General features: G+C 45.8%; 11 protein-coding genes and 1 CRISPR repeat array. Of the genes, 6 read left to right on the top strand and 5 right to left on the bottom strand.

Annotated features, from left to right (window positions below):
* The first annotated feature begins 38 nt into the window (after positions 1 to 38).
* The 6 genes from QUA99_RS03165 to QUA99_RS03140 all read left to right on the top strand — a co-directional run bounded on the left by QUA99_RS03165 (position 39) and on the right by QUA99_RS03140 (position 6,379).
* Positions 39 to 380 (top strand): carbon dioxide-concentrating mechanism protein CcmK, encoded by a 342-nt coding sequence (locus QUA99_RS03165; RefSeq protein WP_006635058.1) that lies wholly within the window; start codon positions 39 to 41, stop codon positions 378 to 380.
* A 404-nt stretch (positions 381 to 784) separates the two neighbouring features.
* Entirely contained in the window at positions 785 to 1,090 is a 306-nt protein-coding gene (locus QUA99_RS03160; protein ID WP_172186882.1) for a EutN/CcmL family microcompartment protein, read from the top strand.
* Positions 1,091 to 1,194: 104 nt separating this feature from the next.
* On the top strand, positions 1,195 to 2,829 hold the full coding sequence (locus QUA99_RS03155) for a ribulose bisphosphate carboxylase small subunit (RefSeq protein ID WP_333234706.1): 1,635 nt from the start codon (positions 1,195 to 1,197) through the stop codon (positions 2,827 to 2,829).
* Positions 2,830 to 3,237: 408 nt separating this feature from the next.
* The gene (locus tag QUA99_RS03150) at positions 3,238 to 3,921 is read left to right on the top strand and encodes a carbon dioxide concentrating mechanism protein (protein ID WP_333234705.1); all 684 of its coding nucleotides are present in this window, start codon (positions 3,238 to 3,240) and stop codon (positions 3,919 to 3,921) included.
* Positions 3,922 to 4,125: 204 nt separating this feature from the next.
* Positions 4,126 to 4,899 carry a BMC domain-containing protein gene (locus QUA99_RS03145; RefSeq protein ID WP_333234704.1) on the top strand — a complete coding sequence of 258 codons (774 nt, stop codon included), beginning with the start codon at positions 4,126 to 4,128 and terminating at the stop codon, positions 4,897 to 4,899.
* A 439-nt stretch (positions 4,900 to 5,338) separates the two neighbouring features.
* Positions 5,339 to 6,379 carry a tetratricopeptide repeat protein gene (locus QUA99_RS03140; RefSeq protein ID WP_333234703.1) on the top strand — a complete coding sequence of 347 codons (1,041 nt, stop codon included), beginning with the start codon at positions 5,339 to 5,341 and terminating at the stop codon, positions 6,377 to 6,379.
* 196 nt (positions 6,380 to 6,575) lie between these two features.
* Positions 6,576 to 10,579: a CRISPR direct-repeat array (repeat unit 37 nt; unit sequence GTTTCAATCCCTGATAGGGATTTAGGTTAATTGCGGC).
* A gap of 251 nt (positions 10,580 to 10,830) precedes the next feature.
* On the opposite strand, the gene cas2 is transcribed toward QUA99_RS03140, so the two are convergent.
* The 5 genes from cas2 to cas6 all read right to left on the bottom strand — a co-directional run bounded on the left by cas2 (position 10,831) and on the right by cas6 (position 13,970).
* Positions 10,831 to 11,106, bottom strand: a complete 276-nt coding sequence (cas2, locus tag QUA99_RS03135) for a CRISPR-associated endonuclease Cas2 (RefSeq protein ID WP_333234702.1) — start codon at positions 11,104 to 11,106, stop codon at positions 10,831 to 10,833.
* A gap of 2 nt (positions 11,107 to 11,108) precedes the next feature.
* Positions 11,109 to 12,110: a type I-D CRISPR-associated endonuclease Cas1d gene (gene cas1d / locus QUA99_RS03130; protein WP_333234701.1), complete on the bottom strand. Its 1,002-nt coding sequence runs from the start codon at positions 12,108 to 12,110 to the stop codon at positions 11,109 to 11,111.
* Positions 12,111 to 12,137: 27 nt separating this feature from the next.
* Entirely contained in the window at positions 12,138 to 12,731 is a 594-nt protein-coding gene (gene cas4 / locus QUA99_RS03125; RefSeq protein ID WP_333234700.1) for a CRISPR-associated protein Cas4, read from the bottom strand.
* 4 nt (positions 12,732 to 12,735) lie between these two features.
* A complete protein-coding gene (locus tag QUA99_RS03120) occupies positions 12,736 to 12,966 on the bottom strand; it encodes a hypothetical protein (RefSeq protein ID WP_333234699.1) in 231 nt (76 codons plus the stop codon).
* A 167-nt stretch (positions 12,967 to 13,133) separates the two neighbouring features.
* Positions 13,134 to 13,970 carry a CRISPR-associated endoribonuclease Cas6 gene (gene cas6 / locus QUA99_RS03115; RefSeq protein WP_333234698.1) on the bottom strand — a complete coding sequence of 279 codons (837 nt, stop codon included), beginning with the start codon at positions 13,968 to 13,970 and terminating at the stop codon, positions 13,134 to 13,136.

Below are 13,970 nucleotides of genomic sequence, written 5' to 3'. Positions count from 1 at the left end.
TGTTTAGTTCCCCAAATATTCAATCAGGAGTAAAACCAATGGCAATTGCAGTTGGCATGATCGAAACCTTAGGCTTCCCCGCAGTTGTAGAAGCCGCTGACGCGATGGTCAAAGCAGCCCGCGTCACCTTGGTAGGCTACGAAAAAATCGGTAGCGCTCGCGTTACGGTCATTGTAAGAGGAGATGTCTCGGAAGTGCAAGCTTCCGTCGCCGCCGGAGTAGAGTCAGTGAAGCGCGTTAACGGCGGACAAGTGATGTCCACCCACATTATCGCCCGCCCTCACGAAAACTTAGAGTACGTGCTGCCCATTCGCTACACCGAAGCTGTAGAACAGTTCCGTGAAGGCGTGAGCGGCATTCGCCCCCTCAACAGATCGTAAGATAGGCGATTCCCTACGGGATGGCTTCGCTTCACGGCTGTTAGGGGCGTTTGGTAATTAAAAATTAAAAATCGCGATGTTTTTGATTTAGCATTTTTAATTTTTAATTGAGGTGGGCATGGGATATTGGTTATTAGTCATGAGTCATGAGTCCGTCGATTTTAGATTTTAGATTTTAGATTTTAGATTGACTCTCGCATTGAATCTGGGAGCTTGAAATCTTAGTCTAAAATTTCGGGATCATCCACTTAAATGGGGGATTTTACCCGTTTCTGGCGAGTCATTAGTTACTAGACGAAGAACTCTAAAAGGCGCCGAGCAGACAGAAGAAAGCTAATTTAAAAACGACAAGTAACTCAGTGAAAAAATGACAATTACCAATTACCTATTACCTATTACCTAAAATGCAAATGGCCAAAGTTCTCGGCACAGTTGTCAGTACCCAAAAAGAGCCGACGCTGAGAGGATCGAAATTTCTCCTGCTCCAATTCATCGATGAGGAAGGTTCACCAGTTCCCGGCTATGAGGTAGCCGCTGACTGTGTGGGCGCTGGTATAGATGAATGGGTTTTAGTAACCCGAGGCAGCGCAGCCCGGATCGCGCCCGGGAGCGAAAACCGTCCGATCGATGCTCTGGTAGTAGGCATTATAGATACTGTCAATGTAGAAAACCGCCTCATTTACAGTAAAAAAGACGACCCGTACCGCTAGTTGCAACCGTTAGCAGTTAGCAGTTAGTGGAAGAATAACTAACAACTAACAACTAACAACTAACAACTAACAAAAAAATTTTTCAGCTTAGGAGAACTTAATTTATGGCAGTCCGCAACGTTGCGGCTCCCCCGACGCCTTGGTCGAAAAACTTGGCTGAGCCCAAAATTCACGATACCGCCTTCGTACATTCCTTTTCTAACATTATTGGGGATGTGCATATCGGTTCTAATGTGATGATTGCCCCCGGGACATCTATCCGCGCCGATGAAGGCACTCCTTTTCATATCGGAGAAGGAAGCAACATTCAAGACGGAGTAGTGATTCACGGCCTAGAAAAAGGCCGAGTCACAGGAGACGACGACAAATCCTATTCTGTGTGGGTGGGGAAAAATACTTCCCTCACCCACATGAGTTTAATTCACGGCCCTGCCTACGTGGGCGACGACTGCTTTATCGGCTTTCGCTCTACGGTGTTCAATGCCAGAGTGGGCAACGGCTGCATTGTCATGATGCACGTACTAATTAAAGATGTGGAGATTCCCGAAGGTAAGTACGTACCTTCGGGAGCCATTATCACTAATCAGAAGCAAGCCGATCGCTTGCCTGACGTTCTAGATTCAGACGTTCAATTTGCGACCCATGTCATCGGCATCAATGACGCTCTGAGAACGGGTTATCGCTGCGCTGAGAACATCGCCTGTCTAGCACCAATTCGCAACGAGCAAACTAAAAACCCAAATATGACTCAAACCAAATATTCTACCCATGCCGGCACCCAATTGAGTTCAACTCTTGCCGATAGCATCCGCAATTTATTAGCTCAAGGATACAGCGTGGGAGCCGAACACGCCGACGCACGCCGCTTCCGTACCGGTTCTTGGCGTACTTGCGGCCCGATTTCCTCAACCCGCGACTCTGAAGTAATCGCGGCTTTGTTAGCCTGCATGGCTGACCACCAAGGAGAATACGTCCGCTTGATCGGGATTGACACCAAAGCCAAGCGCCGCGTATTAGAAGAAATCGTCCAAAGACCGGGAGACAACGGCTCTAACGGTTCTAACGGTGCGAAAACTCACCAATCTAACGGTAAAGTTGCACAAGCTTCTTACCACAATAGCGGTTCCGTGTCAAGCGGCAAATTGAGTGCCGAAACAGTAGCTCAGGTTCGCAGCTTGCTAGCTCAAGGCTACAAGGTGGGGACGGAACACGCCGACGCGCGCCGCTTCCGCACCAGTTCTTGGCAAAGCGGGGCTTCGCTGCAAGTGAGAAACGAATCTGAGGCGATCGCCGCTTTGGAAGATGTGATGAACCAGTACCCGGGCGAGTACGTGCGCTTGATCGGGATTGACCCGAAAGCTAAGCGGCGCGTGGTAGAAGAACTTATTCAGCGTCCAGACGGCCCGGTTGCTCAATCGGCTAAGCCGGCAGCAACATCGGGATACAAAGCACCTTCGACTGGTTCGGCGAGCAGCGGAAGTTTGACCGGCAAGACGATCGACCAAATACGCAACCTGCTTTCCCAAGGCTACAAAATTGGCACGGAACACGCCGACGCGCGCCGTTTCCGCACCGGTTCTTGGAGCAGTTGCGCGCCGATCTCTTCCAACCGCGAATCCGAAGTGATTTCGGCCCTCGAAAGCTGTCTCAAAGAACACAGCGGCGAGTACGTCCGCTTGCTGGGTATCGACTCGAAAGCCAAGCGCCGGGTGCTAGAAGAGATTATCCAACGACCTTAATTTGCTAGGTAATTAGCTGGTTTCTCCCGTTGAGTCCTCGCGCTGGGGCCCACGGGAGAAACCCAAGGAGATTGAAGTTGGATTTGAGATAGTTAAAAAGCTCGATTGAGAACTCTTGGTCAAAATCTAGAATCTTCTGAAACTTTCTAGACAACCGCGTTAAAGCATCAAGCTTCTCAACATAGTAAATTCTCGTTTCTTAGATTGACCTGGTTAAATTTATAGCAACCGCGCCTGACAGTGAGGATGTTCTTAATTGCACTTTTCCCCTGCGGTCGATTGCTTCTGACTTCTCTCGCGACGATAACTAAAGCCTTCTTCTTTCTTGCTTTTGCTATGGCAGTCGAGAAAACCCATAATTTAAAGTCTTTGTATCTAAAATCATAGCTCCTTTCATGGTGAAGTTGAATGTATGTATCGCCACTGCAATTAAGTAGCAACTCTCAGATTTTGATGAGTGGCGATGTAGTTGTGAATGAGGGTGCGGCGATCGCCCCTGGAGCAATCCTGCAAGCAGATCCGGGCAGCCGGATTTCGATCGCCGCAGGTGCCTGTATCGGCATGGGAGTTATCCTTCACGCCCGTGAAGGTAATCTGGACATCGCGGCGGGCGTTATTCTGGGTGCAGGGGTGCTGGTGGTAGGTGCGGGAACGATCGGGGCAAATGCCTGTATAGGCGCCGGGACGACCCTAATCAATCCTTGTATCGACAAAATGCAAATTATGCCAGCAGGTTCTCTAATCGGAGATACCAGCCGCCAAGCCCCCGCAGAAGAAGCAACCGCAACAGCGCCAACAGCAGCGCCAACATCACCAGAAACCCCCGAAGCCACTACGCCACCAGTCGATCGACCGATCGAGCCGATCGACGAGCCGCCACAACCAGTCCAAACACCGCCTCAAACTGCGCCGGAGACAGCCCCAGAACCGCCGGAATCGACCGCCGCAGAGCCGCCTCAACCAGGGGAAACGCCAACTATTCTGTACGGTCAAGCTCACATCAATCGGCTGTTGGGGACGCTGTTTCCGCACAGGCAAGCTTTTAATCGATCGGAGGAAAACGGCCAAACTCTATCGGGCGGTTCCGGGTAGCCATCATTTCGGCAAAAGGCAGCTATGCTGAAGGCAGAAAGATCAAATATAAATAGGTACTCTCATATTATTGGTAGCTCAGCAATTTGTAAGGCCTTGCAGCAGAAATCTGTGTCTTACAGCTTGTGCAGTCTGTCTTCTCATCTGACAAACTAAAACTATCAACAAATTTTTATTTTGGGAAGTTTCTAAGGGTAATAGAAGATGGACGGACAAACAGATCGTAACAGTCACCAAGAGCGATCGCAGCGCCAGGAATACTTCAAAGACACTGCTTTGGGTTTGGTATCCACCAAGAGTTTTCCGGCAATTGTGGGGACTGCTGACATGATGCTGAAGTCGGCAGGAGTGATTTTAGTAGGATACGAAAAAATTGGTTCCGGTCACTGTACGGCGATCGTCCGCGGCAGAATTTCGGATGTGCGTTTGGCTGTGGAAGCTGGAGCTCAAACTGCCGAACAGTTCGGGCAGTTTGTTTCTAAGTTGGTGATTGCTAGGCCTTTGGCTAATTTGGAAGTCGTTTTGCCGATCGGCTTTCGCCTGACTCAACTGTCGGAAAGCGGCAGTTATTCTCGGCTGAGCAATCAGGCGATCGGTTTGCTCGAAACGCGGGGATTTCCGGCAATGGTCGGTGCTTGCGATGCTATGCTCAAATCAGCAGACGTACACTTGGCAGCTTACGAGAAAATTGGAGCTGGTTTGTGTACGGCAATTATTCGCGGTGCAGTTGCAGATGTAGCAGTAGCCGTAGAAGCCGGGATGTACGAAGCTGAGCGAATTGGCGAGTTGAACGCGGTGATGGTAATTCCGAGGCCTTTGGAAGATTTGGAACAAACTTTACCGCTGGCGAGTTGCTGGATTGAGCAGCGTCAACCAGTGATGATACCGGTGTCGGTTAAGGAAAAGCAACAAGAATTGATCGAACTTCCAGATTTGGAGAAATTGACTGTTTATGTGGAAGAGGAAATCAATCGGTAATTAAGCAACAAAAGTTTGTAGAGACGTGCTGCGGCAAATACTGAGATGAAGTTTATTAAAAAGATATAAATTTTACTCAGTGGTACTGCTGACAATAATTTATACTGAGTAGCTGTCTCAAACTTAATTTGGCGGTCGAGCCGATCGCAGCCGCATCGAGAGATACAGAGCACCAAAGAAAGCTAGACTTTTAAGCGAAAGTCGATCGGGTAAACAATCGAACTGACGAAGTAAATCCAGCCGAGGTGCAAGCTGTTTCAACAGGATTTAACTGCTGTTAAAATAAACATAAAATCCTGTTTCCGGTAGATTGCCTAGAATCTCTCAAGAGTGACTCTGGTTGCGAGTGGATGCTCTTTCAACAGATTAAAGCCTCTCGAACTCAAAACTGAGTGGACGAGAATCAACCCCAGAATCAAGCAATCCTGAAAGTTGACCTATGAACCTCAAACAATTTTACAAACGCGGTTTGCACAGGGCCAAGAGAGGAAACTACGAAGCGGCACTTGAGGACTTCGATCGGATATTGCAAGTCAATCCCGCCGATGCCAAAGCCTATAACAATCGCGGCTTGGTTTACTATTACATGAAAGACTACCAAAAAGCGATCGCAGACCTCAGCCAAGCACTAGATATCAATCCTAATTTGTTCGAGGCTTACTTGAATCGAGGCAATGCTTGGCGCCATCTGGGAGAACACGACAAAGCCATTGACGATCTCAACTGCGCTTTAGCAAGTAAGCCTAACAGCCACGCTATCTACAACAACCGGGGACTGGTACTTGCTAATTTAGGACATTACGAAGAAGCAATTGAAGACTACAATCGAGCTCTCTCTATCAATTCCCACAATTATAAAACTTATTATAACCGGGGGCGCGCTTACTACCTTTTGGGAGAAAAAGAGGCAGCAACGGAGAACTTTAACGAAACGCTGCGGTTAAATCCTAGATATATCAAAGCTTACATAAATCGCGGTCTCTCTTATCACCAATTAGGAAACAATACGCAGGCGATCGCCGATTACAACACTGCACTCGGCATCGATCCCAAAAATGTTTATGCGTATTATAACAGAGGTTGCGTTCGCTATAAATTAAAACAAATGCAGCTTGCAATTGAAGACTTTAACAAAGCAGTGGAACTCGATCCGAACTATGTTAAAGCTTATCTCAACCGGGGTTTAGCGCTGTATAAACTTGGAGATGTGGAGGCAGCAAATAAGGATTTTTACCACGTAATGTGCATTAATGCTGAATCTTATTTATACTACCAGGCCCAGCGGTGCACACCTGATATTAATTCGTACTTCAAGGAAGCGCCGCAGGTGGAACTTAATAATGCTGTCGAATACTACAACACAACCTTAAATACCATGTCAACTTCCTTAAGTTCGGCAGCATTAAACGCGGTCTGGAATCAAGAAGATTTGGAGAACAGAGACTCGATTATCTGTGAAGGTGAGTTTCTCAATGATTGAATGAGTCGGCAGTCATATTTTGTCTGAGTGGGACTGGGACGATCGCACTGCACTTGTGAGCGCTCTTTTCCCCAGCCGGATGCTCGCACTGCACGAGCAAGCTACTGTGTGTGATGATTGAAGCGTTCTACACAAGCCCAAATCTATTGACAGTCACGCACCCTACATCTTATACTCCAAGATGTAGGTCACAGAAGTTTCAATCCCTGATAGGGATTTAGGTTAATTGCGGCTAAATTGGTAATTGCTCAAAACCTAGGGCAGGAAAAGTTTCAATCCCTGATAGGGATTTAGGTTAATTGCGGCTCGTCAAAGTCCTGCACCACGGACTGCCGCTCGAATTCCTCGTTTCAATCCCTGATAGGGATTTAGGTTAATTGCGGCGCTGTACTTGGAGGGAAAAATGATAAGATTGAATGTTTCAATCCCTGATAGGGATTTAGGTTAATTGCGGCTACTGAGCGAGCAAAGTTCTGGGTTCCGGCGTCCGTGCCCCCAGTTTCAATCCCTGATAGGGATTTAGGTTAATTGCGGCTTGCTTTCAGGTTAGAAGTTAAAATCCCCGACGTTTTAGTTTCAATCCCTGATAGGGATTTAGGTTAATTGCGGCCCTGCACGAAAGCAGTTAAAAAGCTATTTAGAAAGTTTCAATCCCTGATAGGGATTTAGGTTAATTGCGGCTTGAGTCGCAGCGAATCCGTTGCGAATATCCATGTTTGTAGTTTCAATCCCTGATAGGGATTTAGGTTAATTGCGGCTAAAGCACTCACGGCTCCCCTAACTTGGGCGTCGCTGTTTCAATCCCTGATAGGGATTTAGGTTAATTGCGGCATCGCTCAAGAGCTTTTAAAATTACCTAACAAAATGTTTCAATCCCTGATAGGGATTTAGGTTAATTGCGGCCCAGGTTTAGATTTACTGGTAGGGCGTTCGCAATGTTTCAATCCCTGATAGGGATTTAGGTTAATTGCGGCAACTAAAATGGCTGTCTCTTCGTGATAATCATTTGTTTCAATCCCTGATAGGGATTTAGGTTAATTGCGGCTGGAGTAAAACTTCAATTGTCTAATCGAACAGTAGTTTCAATCCCTGATAGGGATTTAGGTTAATTGCGGCAAGTGTTCTCCAGGTGCGATCGTGCAAATCTGTACAGAAGTTTCAATCCCTGATAGGGATTTAGGTTAATTGCGGCGCAGTATTAATCGCCGTTTCGGTGTCAATTTTTGCCCGTTTCAATCCCTGATAGGGATTTAGGTTAATTGCGGCTAGCGCGTTGATACTGTAGTCGGCGGGGAATGTGTAAGTGTTTCAATCCCTGATAGGGATTTAGGTTAATTGCGGCGTGAGCCGGGTGAGACTGAGACTGAGCAGCCTAAGTTTCGTTTCAATCCCTGATAGGGATTTAGGTTAATTGCGGCTCGAGGTTGAATTGATGCGATAAATCCCAGCGCTGGGTTTCAATCCCTGATAGGGATTTAGGTTAATTGCGGCTTTTGATTCATCTTTGAAAAAGTATCAATCTGTCACCGTTTCAATCCCTGATAGGGATTTAGGTTAATTGCGGCATCGTTGAAATTTGCAACTTGGTGCAGGTTTCTGTGCGTTTCAATCCCTGATAGGGATTTAGGTTAATTGCGGCAGAAATAAGGATTGCCTACTAATTCATCTTTAAGAGTTTCAATCCCTGATAGGGATTTAGGTTAATTGCGGCAGAAAGTAGTTGGACTATTAGAAGTAGAAGCTCCTATGTTTCAATCCCTGATAGGGATTTAGGTTAATTGCGGCCTTCCCATCCACCACCTCTACACCAAAATACCTCATCTTGGTTTCAATCCCTGATAGGGATTTAGGTTAATTGCGGCTTGAGGCTAACAGTGTTTCTGATGTATTTGCTCAAGTTTCAATCCCTGATAGGGATTTAGGTTAATTGCGGCTTATCACAAAATAAATAAATCTACTATAGTATAAAAATGTTTCAATCCCTGATAGGGATTTAGGTTAATTGCGGCTAGCTTAATTCACTTACAAAATAAACACATGAACTCGTTTCAATCCCTGATAGGGATTTAGGTTAATTGCGGCTAGCCACCAGTTTTGCGGATGGTCGGTAACACTTCCGTTTCAATCCCTGATAGGGATTTAGGTTAATTGCGGCAGGAGTAGGAGCTATTTCTGCTCTAGGGATTGGTACTGGTTTCAATCCCTGATAGGGATTTAGGTTAATTGCGGCAATCAGATAATCAAAAAGATAGATTGGAATCTTCTCTGGTTTCAATCCCTGATAGGGATTTAGGTTAATTGCGGCTTAGTTGAATGGTCAGTTAGGGACTACTTAGATGAGGTTTCAATCCCTGATAGGGATTTAGGTTAATTGCGGCAGTAGTAATAGGTTTATCAAATAATCTAAGAAGATATTGTTTCAATCCCTGATAGGGATTTAGGTTAATTGCGGCTTATCGAGATTGTTTAACATGACCTCGGAGTCGTGGATAAGTTTCAATCCCTGATAGGGATTTAGGTTAATTGCGGCTCTGGTTCAGCTTCTATTTGAGTCTCTACTTCCCAGGTTTCAATCCCTGATAGGGATTTAGGTTAATTGCGGCTTACTGCACCTAGCACGATCAGCTTCGCGGGCAAGTTTTTTCGTTTCAATCCCTGATAGGGATTTAGGTTAATTGCGGCCAGGAAAAACAACTTTTGCAGAAGAGGAAGTGCAAAGTTTCAATCCCTGATAGGGATTTAGGTTAATTGCGGCTATAGAATCACAGCCAGAGCCGGACGAGGTGCTCTTGGTTTCAATCCCTGATAGGGATTTAGGTTAATTGCGGCGCAATTGGGCTATAGAAGCAAAATTAATCAAAGTTTCAATCCCTGATAGGGATTTAGGTTAATTGCGGCTTAATTAAATGGACTACTGTTTTGATTACATCTTTCTGTTTCAATCCCTGATAGGGATTTAGGTTAATTGCGGCCTAAAGATAGAGCAATTAGTGGACTTAAGAAGTTTAGTTTCAATCCCTGATAGGGATTTAGGTTAATTGCGGCGCTGCCTCGTTTGTGTCGGTTTGGGGGAAAAGTTGGTTTCAATCCCTGATAGGGATTTAGGTTAATTGCGGCCAGAAGGTTGTTTGCCAACTATAATATAATCATCGGTTTCAATCCCTGATAGGGATTTAGGTTAATTGCGGCTCAAGGCTGCGTTTTTCAAATTCGGAGAATTTCGCCGTTTCAATCCCTGATAGGGATTTAGGTTAATTGCGGCTCGCAATCTCAGCATAAACAGCTTCAAGGTCTAGTTTCAATCCCTGATAGGGATTTAGGTTAATTGCGGCTGGGCTGTTAGGAGGGAAACGATGACTAATCAGCAAAGTTTCAATCCCTGATAGGGATTTAGGTTAATTGCGGCCAAAGTCAATCAGTGACTTATTCAGTTGCTTTAGTTTCAATCCCTGATAGGGATTTAGGTTAATTGCGGCCCTGCTCGAACTGATTCTGCTTTCTGGTCGCTGTGAGTTTCAATCCCTGATAGGGATTTAGGTTAATTGCGGCGCTCAGACACAAGGACAATATAATTGTGATAGCAAGTTTCAATCCCTGATAGGGATTTAGGTTAATTGCGGCAAAGGTATTGGCGAAGCTGGAATTGCGATTGCCAAGTTTCAATCCCTGATAGGGATTTAGGTTAATTGCGGCGACGGTTATTTTTCTAAGATCTTCGTGCTCCTTGGGTTTCAATCCCTGATAGGGATTTAGGTTAATTGCGGCAGAGGGAAAGCCCACAGGCTACTGGGATAGTTGGCTTGTTTCAATCCCTGATAGGGATTTAGGTTAATTGCGGCCAGTGTCAAATAGCGAAAGTTGAGCAGCGTTGTTTCAATCCCTGATAGGGATTTAGGTTAATTGCGGCTCAAGATTTGCTCTGCTTTTATTCGGCGCTGTTGCTCGGAGTTTCAATCCCTGATAGGGATTTAGGTTAATTGCGGCGCTGCTTCCCAAAGGTTGTGGAGGCGTTGGAAATGTAAGTTTCAATCCCTGATAGGGATTTAGGTTAATTGCGGCAATCTGGTTTTGGCTGGAAGTGCTGGTGGCGATGTTTCAATCCCTGATAGGGATTTAGGTTAATTGCGGCATTAGGGGCAGACAGTACCTGGGTAAATGCGGTTGTTTCAATCCCTGATAGGGATTTAGGTTAATTGCGGCCGCCCGTTCCAGAAGCCTTGCTGTATTTGGTTTTCAAGGTTCAATTCCGTGAATCTAAAACAAAAGTACCATTCCAGCCTGGGTCTTGTCAATAGCAAATTCTTCTTCCTCACTCCAAAACCTTATCCTGTAAAGCTTTCACAATTTCCGTGAAGCGTTTTTTCAGACTGGGGGCATCAAACTCTTGCTGGACATGAGTTTGAGCCGAAAAATTTGATACCCCGATTTTAACACCTACCGGTTCACGGAAACTAGGCAAAAAATATTGTACGATCGACTGGCACTACCCCACCAATACGTTCGATCTTACCCTGACAGCACGCGCACAGCGGGAAAAACAAAATACTGTCTTCGTTGGGTTTGATGACTTTGTTCAGGCGCGATCGCAACTTAGCATACTGAGTCTCGCTCAAATCAGCACACTCGAACACACTGTACTGCATCCACTGCCCGTAAGACTTGAGCATTTTGTGAATCTTTGTGCGGCGCTTATCTTCCGAAATATCGTAAGAAATCAGAATGTGCATATCTAGTACAAAACTAAAGGTGGATATTTGTCAATTTCGCCCATCAAATATTTCGCCAACAGCCGCCCTTGAATTTCAAATGCTTCTTGATAGGTGCACTTGCGTTTCAAAACAGGATGCTTAAACTCAGATTGCTTTTTCTTTTCATACAACTTCAGAAACTCTTTCCGTCCCGTTTCCGACAGTCGCACCACATTACTCAGCGGTTCCACTGTAAAATCATTCGGCGTCAGAATCCGGCGGTTAATGGCATTCAAAATTATACTGTCTGCTACCAAAGGGCGGAACTCTTCCATCAAATCAAATGCTAAACCCACGCGGCCGTAGCGCTGCATATGAAGGTATCCTAAATAAGGGTCAAATCCCACAATATTAATCGCGCTTTGCACGTCGTGACGCAGCAGCGTGTAAGCAAAATTCATCAAAGAATTCACCGGGTCGGTAGCAGGGCGGTGTCGCGGTTGAAACACAAAGCCTTCCGCGCGAATTAATTGGTTGAAAACCCTGAAATATGCCGCACTTCCAGCACCTTCCTGTGCGCGCAAAGAGTCAATATTGTCAGTTTTGTCAAGTTTGGCGATCGCATTAGAAATCTGCATAATTGCCGCAGCTAAATTGATTTCCGAATGTTCCCGCTGAGTTTGAGATAAACTGGTGCGATAATTCTTCAATTTTCCGCGAATAAAACCCCGGACAACATGAATAGCTTGGGGAGTTTCCCCCGCCGCTTTCCACTGTGCATTGCGAACGAAAATGTTTTTACTTAATTCCGGTTCCAGCTTACCCAAATAGTGACCCGTATCGGTGATAAAAGTCAGAGGAATTTTCCGTTGTAGCAATTCTGCGATCGCTGCCGGAGAAATAGTCGCCCGTCCCAAAATCACCACTCCATCTAAATGAATCAAAGGCACATCTTGTAACATTTGATTCTTTGCCTTGACATTTAGCCGTTCATCTGTTTTGCCAATAAACACATCATCTTGATTGATATACAGTGTTCCCACGATCGACTCCTAAATTTGTAGTTTGGATTAATTAGCTTCTTGATAGCGCAGGACTTTCTCAGCAGCTTGCGGCAAACATTGCTGATAAAGGCTGCAACCTTGACAGCGTTTGGTATAATTAGGTCGAGGCATTGTGCCTGTTTGCAGCAAAAATTGGATAGCGGTGATAGTGGCGATCGCTTCTTGTCTCAATTGCTCAGAAATCTCCACTAATTGCCGCTGATGCGACTGCGCGTAGTACACATATCCAGTCGCAATAGTTTTCCCCGTCATCTCCTCCAAACAAAGCGCTTGGGCGCAAACTTGCAACTCGTCGTTATCCCATTCCCCCTTCCGTCCCCGCTTGTATTCCACGGGATAAATCTCACCCTCCGCCGACTCAATCAAATCCGATTTGCCAATGAGTTTATACTTTTCAGACTTCAGCCAAATCGCCCGCACCTGCCAAGTTTCATCGCGGTTAATCTCGCCCATCGTGTGAACGCGATCGTGCAAACTTGTCCCTTCAATGGTATACTGATTATCAGTGAATTCTCCCGCACAAGACATTCGCCAACAGCGGTGAGGACAGTAAGAATACTGGTTGAGAGATGCGATCGAAATGTAATCAGAATCGTTCATAATTTTAAGGGTTGAAACATTTAATTTCCCCGTGGGGCGAAAGAATTTGATGAATTAGCGATCCGCCAGTGTTCTGCCAGCGATCCGCCAGTCCGCCAGGGGTTAAAACCCCTGTCTCATAGCTAAAGTCGGTTGAAACCGACTGAAGTAGTAATTTAATCATTGATGAGATTTTGAGCTTATCGGTAACAGTAAGCACTAAGGTTGAAACCGACTGAAGTAATAATTTAATCATTGATACTTGCAGTCCTATGCAAGAGGACTTTAGCTTTGAGGCAGGGGTTGAAACCCCTGGCGGACTAAGGGTTTTACGTTCAGCGGCCCTAACCGGCTGTATTTTGATGAATGAAGAATTAATCAATGTTTCAACCCTTGCCGGACTATGGGTTTTACCTTCAGTTATCAAGAACTCCTATTAACAACAATCCGCCGAGTCATTCCCATTCCCATCGGAGTTTTCCTCCCGACTCCGCAGTAAACAGCAAAATCAGCCAAAGCATTAATTTGCTTAATCACTAAAGGCTCGACATCTCCCAAAATCCGATAACTAACCTCCCCAACCATGCCGACAAAATCAATTTGATAGTTAGTCAATCTTTCACTTCTGATATTGACAAATGTAGAAAAAAGTGCATCGAAGGACTGCTCGGGAATTGCGATCGGGCTGTACTTATTCCACCGACTGAGGAGACTGTTAAAAACGCAGTCTCTAGTAGGAATCACCGAATCAAATTTTCCCTGTCGAAAAGTAGTAGGAGTCGCAAAACTGAAGGCAATTAAGCGATTAGTTTCCGAAGCGCGATCGTACAATTGAGAGTAATCGCAAGCATTAGCCCAAGGCTGATCTACTTGGGGCGTTCCGAGAATCTTAGTAATCATCAAATCGGCGGGCCCCAGATGCCACGGCTTCGAGGGATTGAGATTCAGCCAAAGGTTAGTTAACTTGCCAAATAAAGAGTCATCAAGGAGAGTAATTCGCCACCAACAGAGGGTGTGTTCTGGAATCGATTCTGTGTGTTCCCATTGCAGGAAATGGTGTTTTTTGAAAGGGCATTTTTTAGTTTGCAAAGGGCTGAGAGTGAAGGATTTTTGGGCGGCGGCATCGTGGAGGCGATCGCCGAGTTTTTTGTCAACGGAGCTCACGAGGGTGAGGAAGAGGGCGTGTAGGTGTCTTCCGGTGAGGTATCCGGGGGGAATTGGGGCCAGGGGAAGGATGTTGAGGACTAGGCTGTGTGGCAT

It is taken from the genome of Microcoleus sp. F10-B2, assembly GCF_036704965.1.
Taxonomy (GTDB): Bacteria; Cyanobacteriota; Cyanobacteriia; order Cyanobacteriales; family Microcoleaceae; genus Microcoleus.
The sequence above is the reverse complement of the archived record's forward strand: the minus strand, read 5'-3'. Positions and strand labels throughout refer to the sequence as shown.

Bases quoted from the DNA above. Each gene is read 5' to 3' on its own strand.
- QUA99_RS03145 (WP_333234704.1), top strand. From the start codon at position 4,126: ATGGACGGACAAACAGATCGTAACAGTCACCAAGAGCGATCGCAGCGC.
- cas2 (WP_333234702.1), bottom strand. From the start codon at position 11,106: ATGCACATTCTGATTTCTTACGATATTTCGGAAGATAAGCGCCGCACA.
- cas6 (WP_333234698.1), bottom strand. From the start codon at position 13,970: ATGCCACACAGCCTAGTCCTCAACATCCTTCCCCTGGCCCCAATTCCC.
- QUA99_RS03160 (WP_172186882.1), top strand. From the start codon at position 785: ATGCAAATGGCCAAAGTTCTCGGCACAGTTGTCAGTACCCAAAAAGAG.
- QUA99_RS03155 (WP_333234706.1), top strand. From the start codon at position 1,195: ATGGCAGTCCGCAACGTTGCGGCTCCCCCGACGCCTTGGTCGAAAAAC.
- QUA99_RS03165 (WP_006635058.1), top strand. From the start codon at position 39: ATGGCAATTGCAGTTGGCATGATCGAAACCTTAGGCTTCCCCGCAGTT.
- QUA99_RS03120 (WP_333234699.1), bottom strand. From the start codon at position 12,966: ATGATTAAATTATTACTTCAGTCGGTTTCAACCTTAGTGCTTACTGTT.
- QUA99_RS03150 (WP_333234705.1), top strand. From the start codon at position 3,238: ATGTATGTATCGCCACTGCAATTAAGTAGCAACTCTCAGATTTTGATG.
- QUA99_RS03140 (WP_333234703.1), top strand. From the start codon at position 5,339: ATGAACCTCAAACAATTTTACAAACGCGGTTTGCACAGGGCCAAGAGA.
- cas4 (WP_333234700.1), bottom strand. From the start codon at position 12,731: ATGAACGATTCTGATTACATTTCGATCGCATCTCTCAACCAGTATTCT.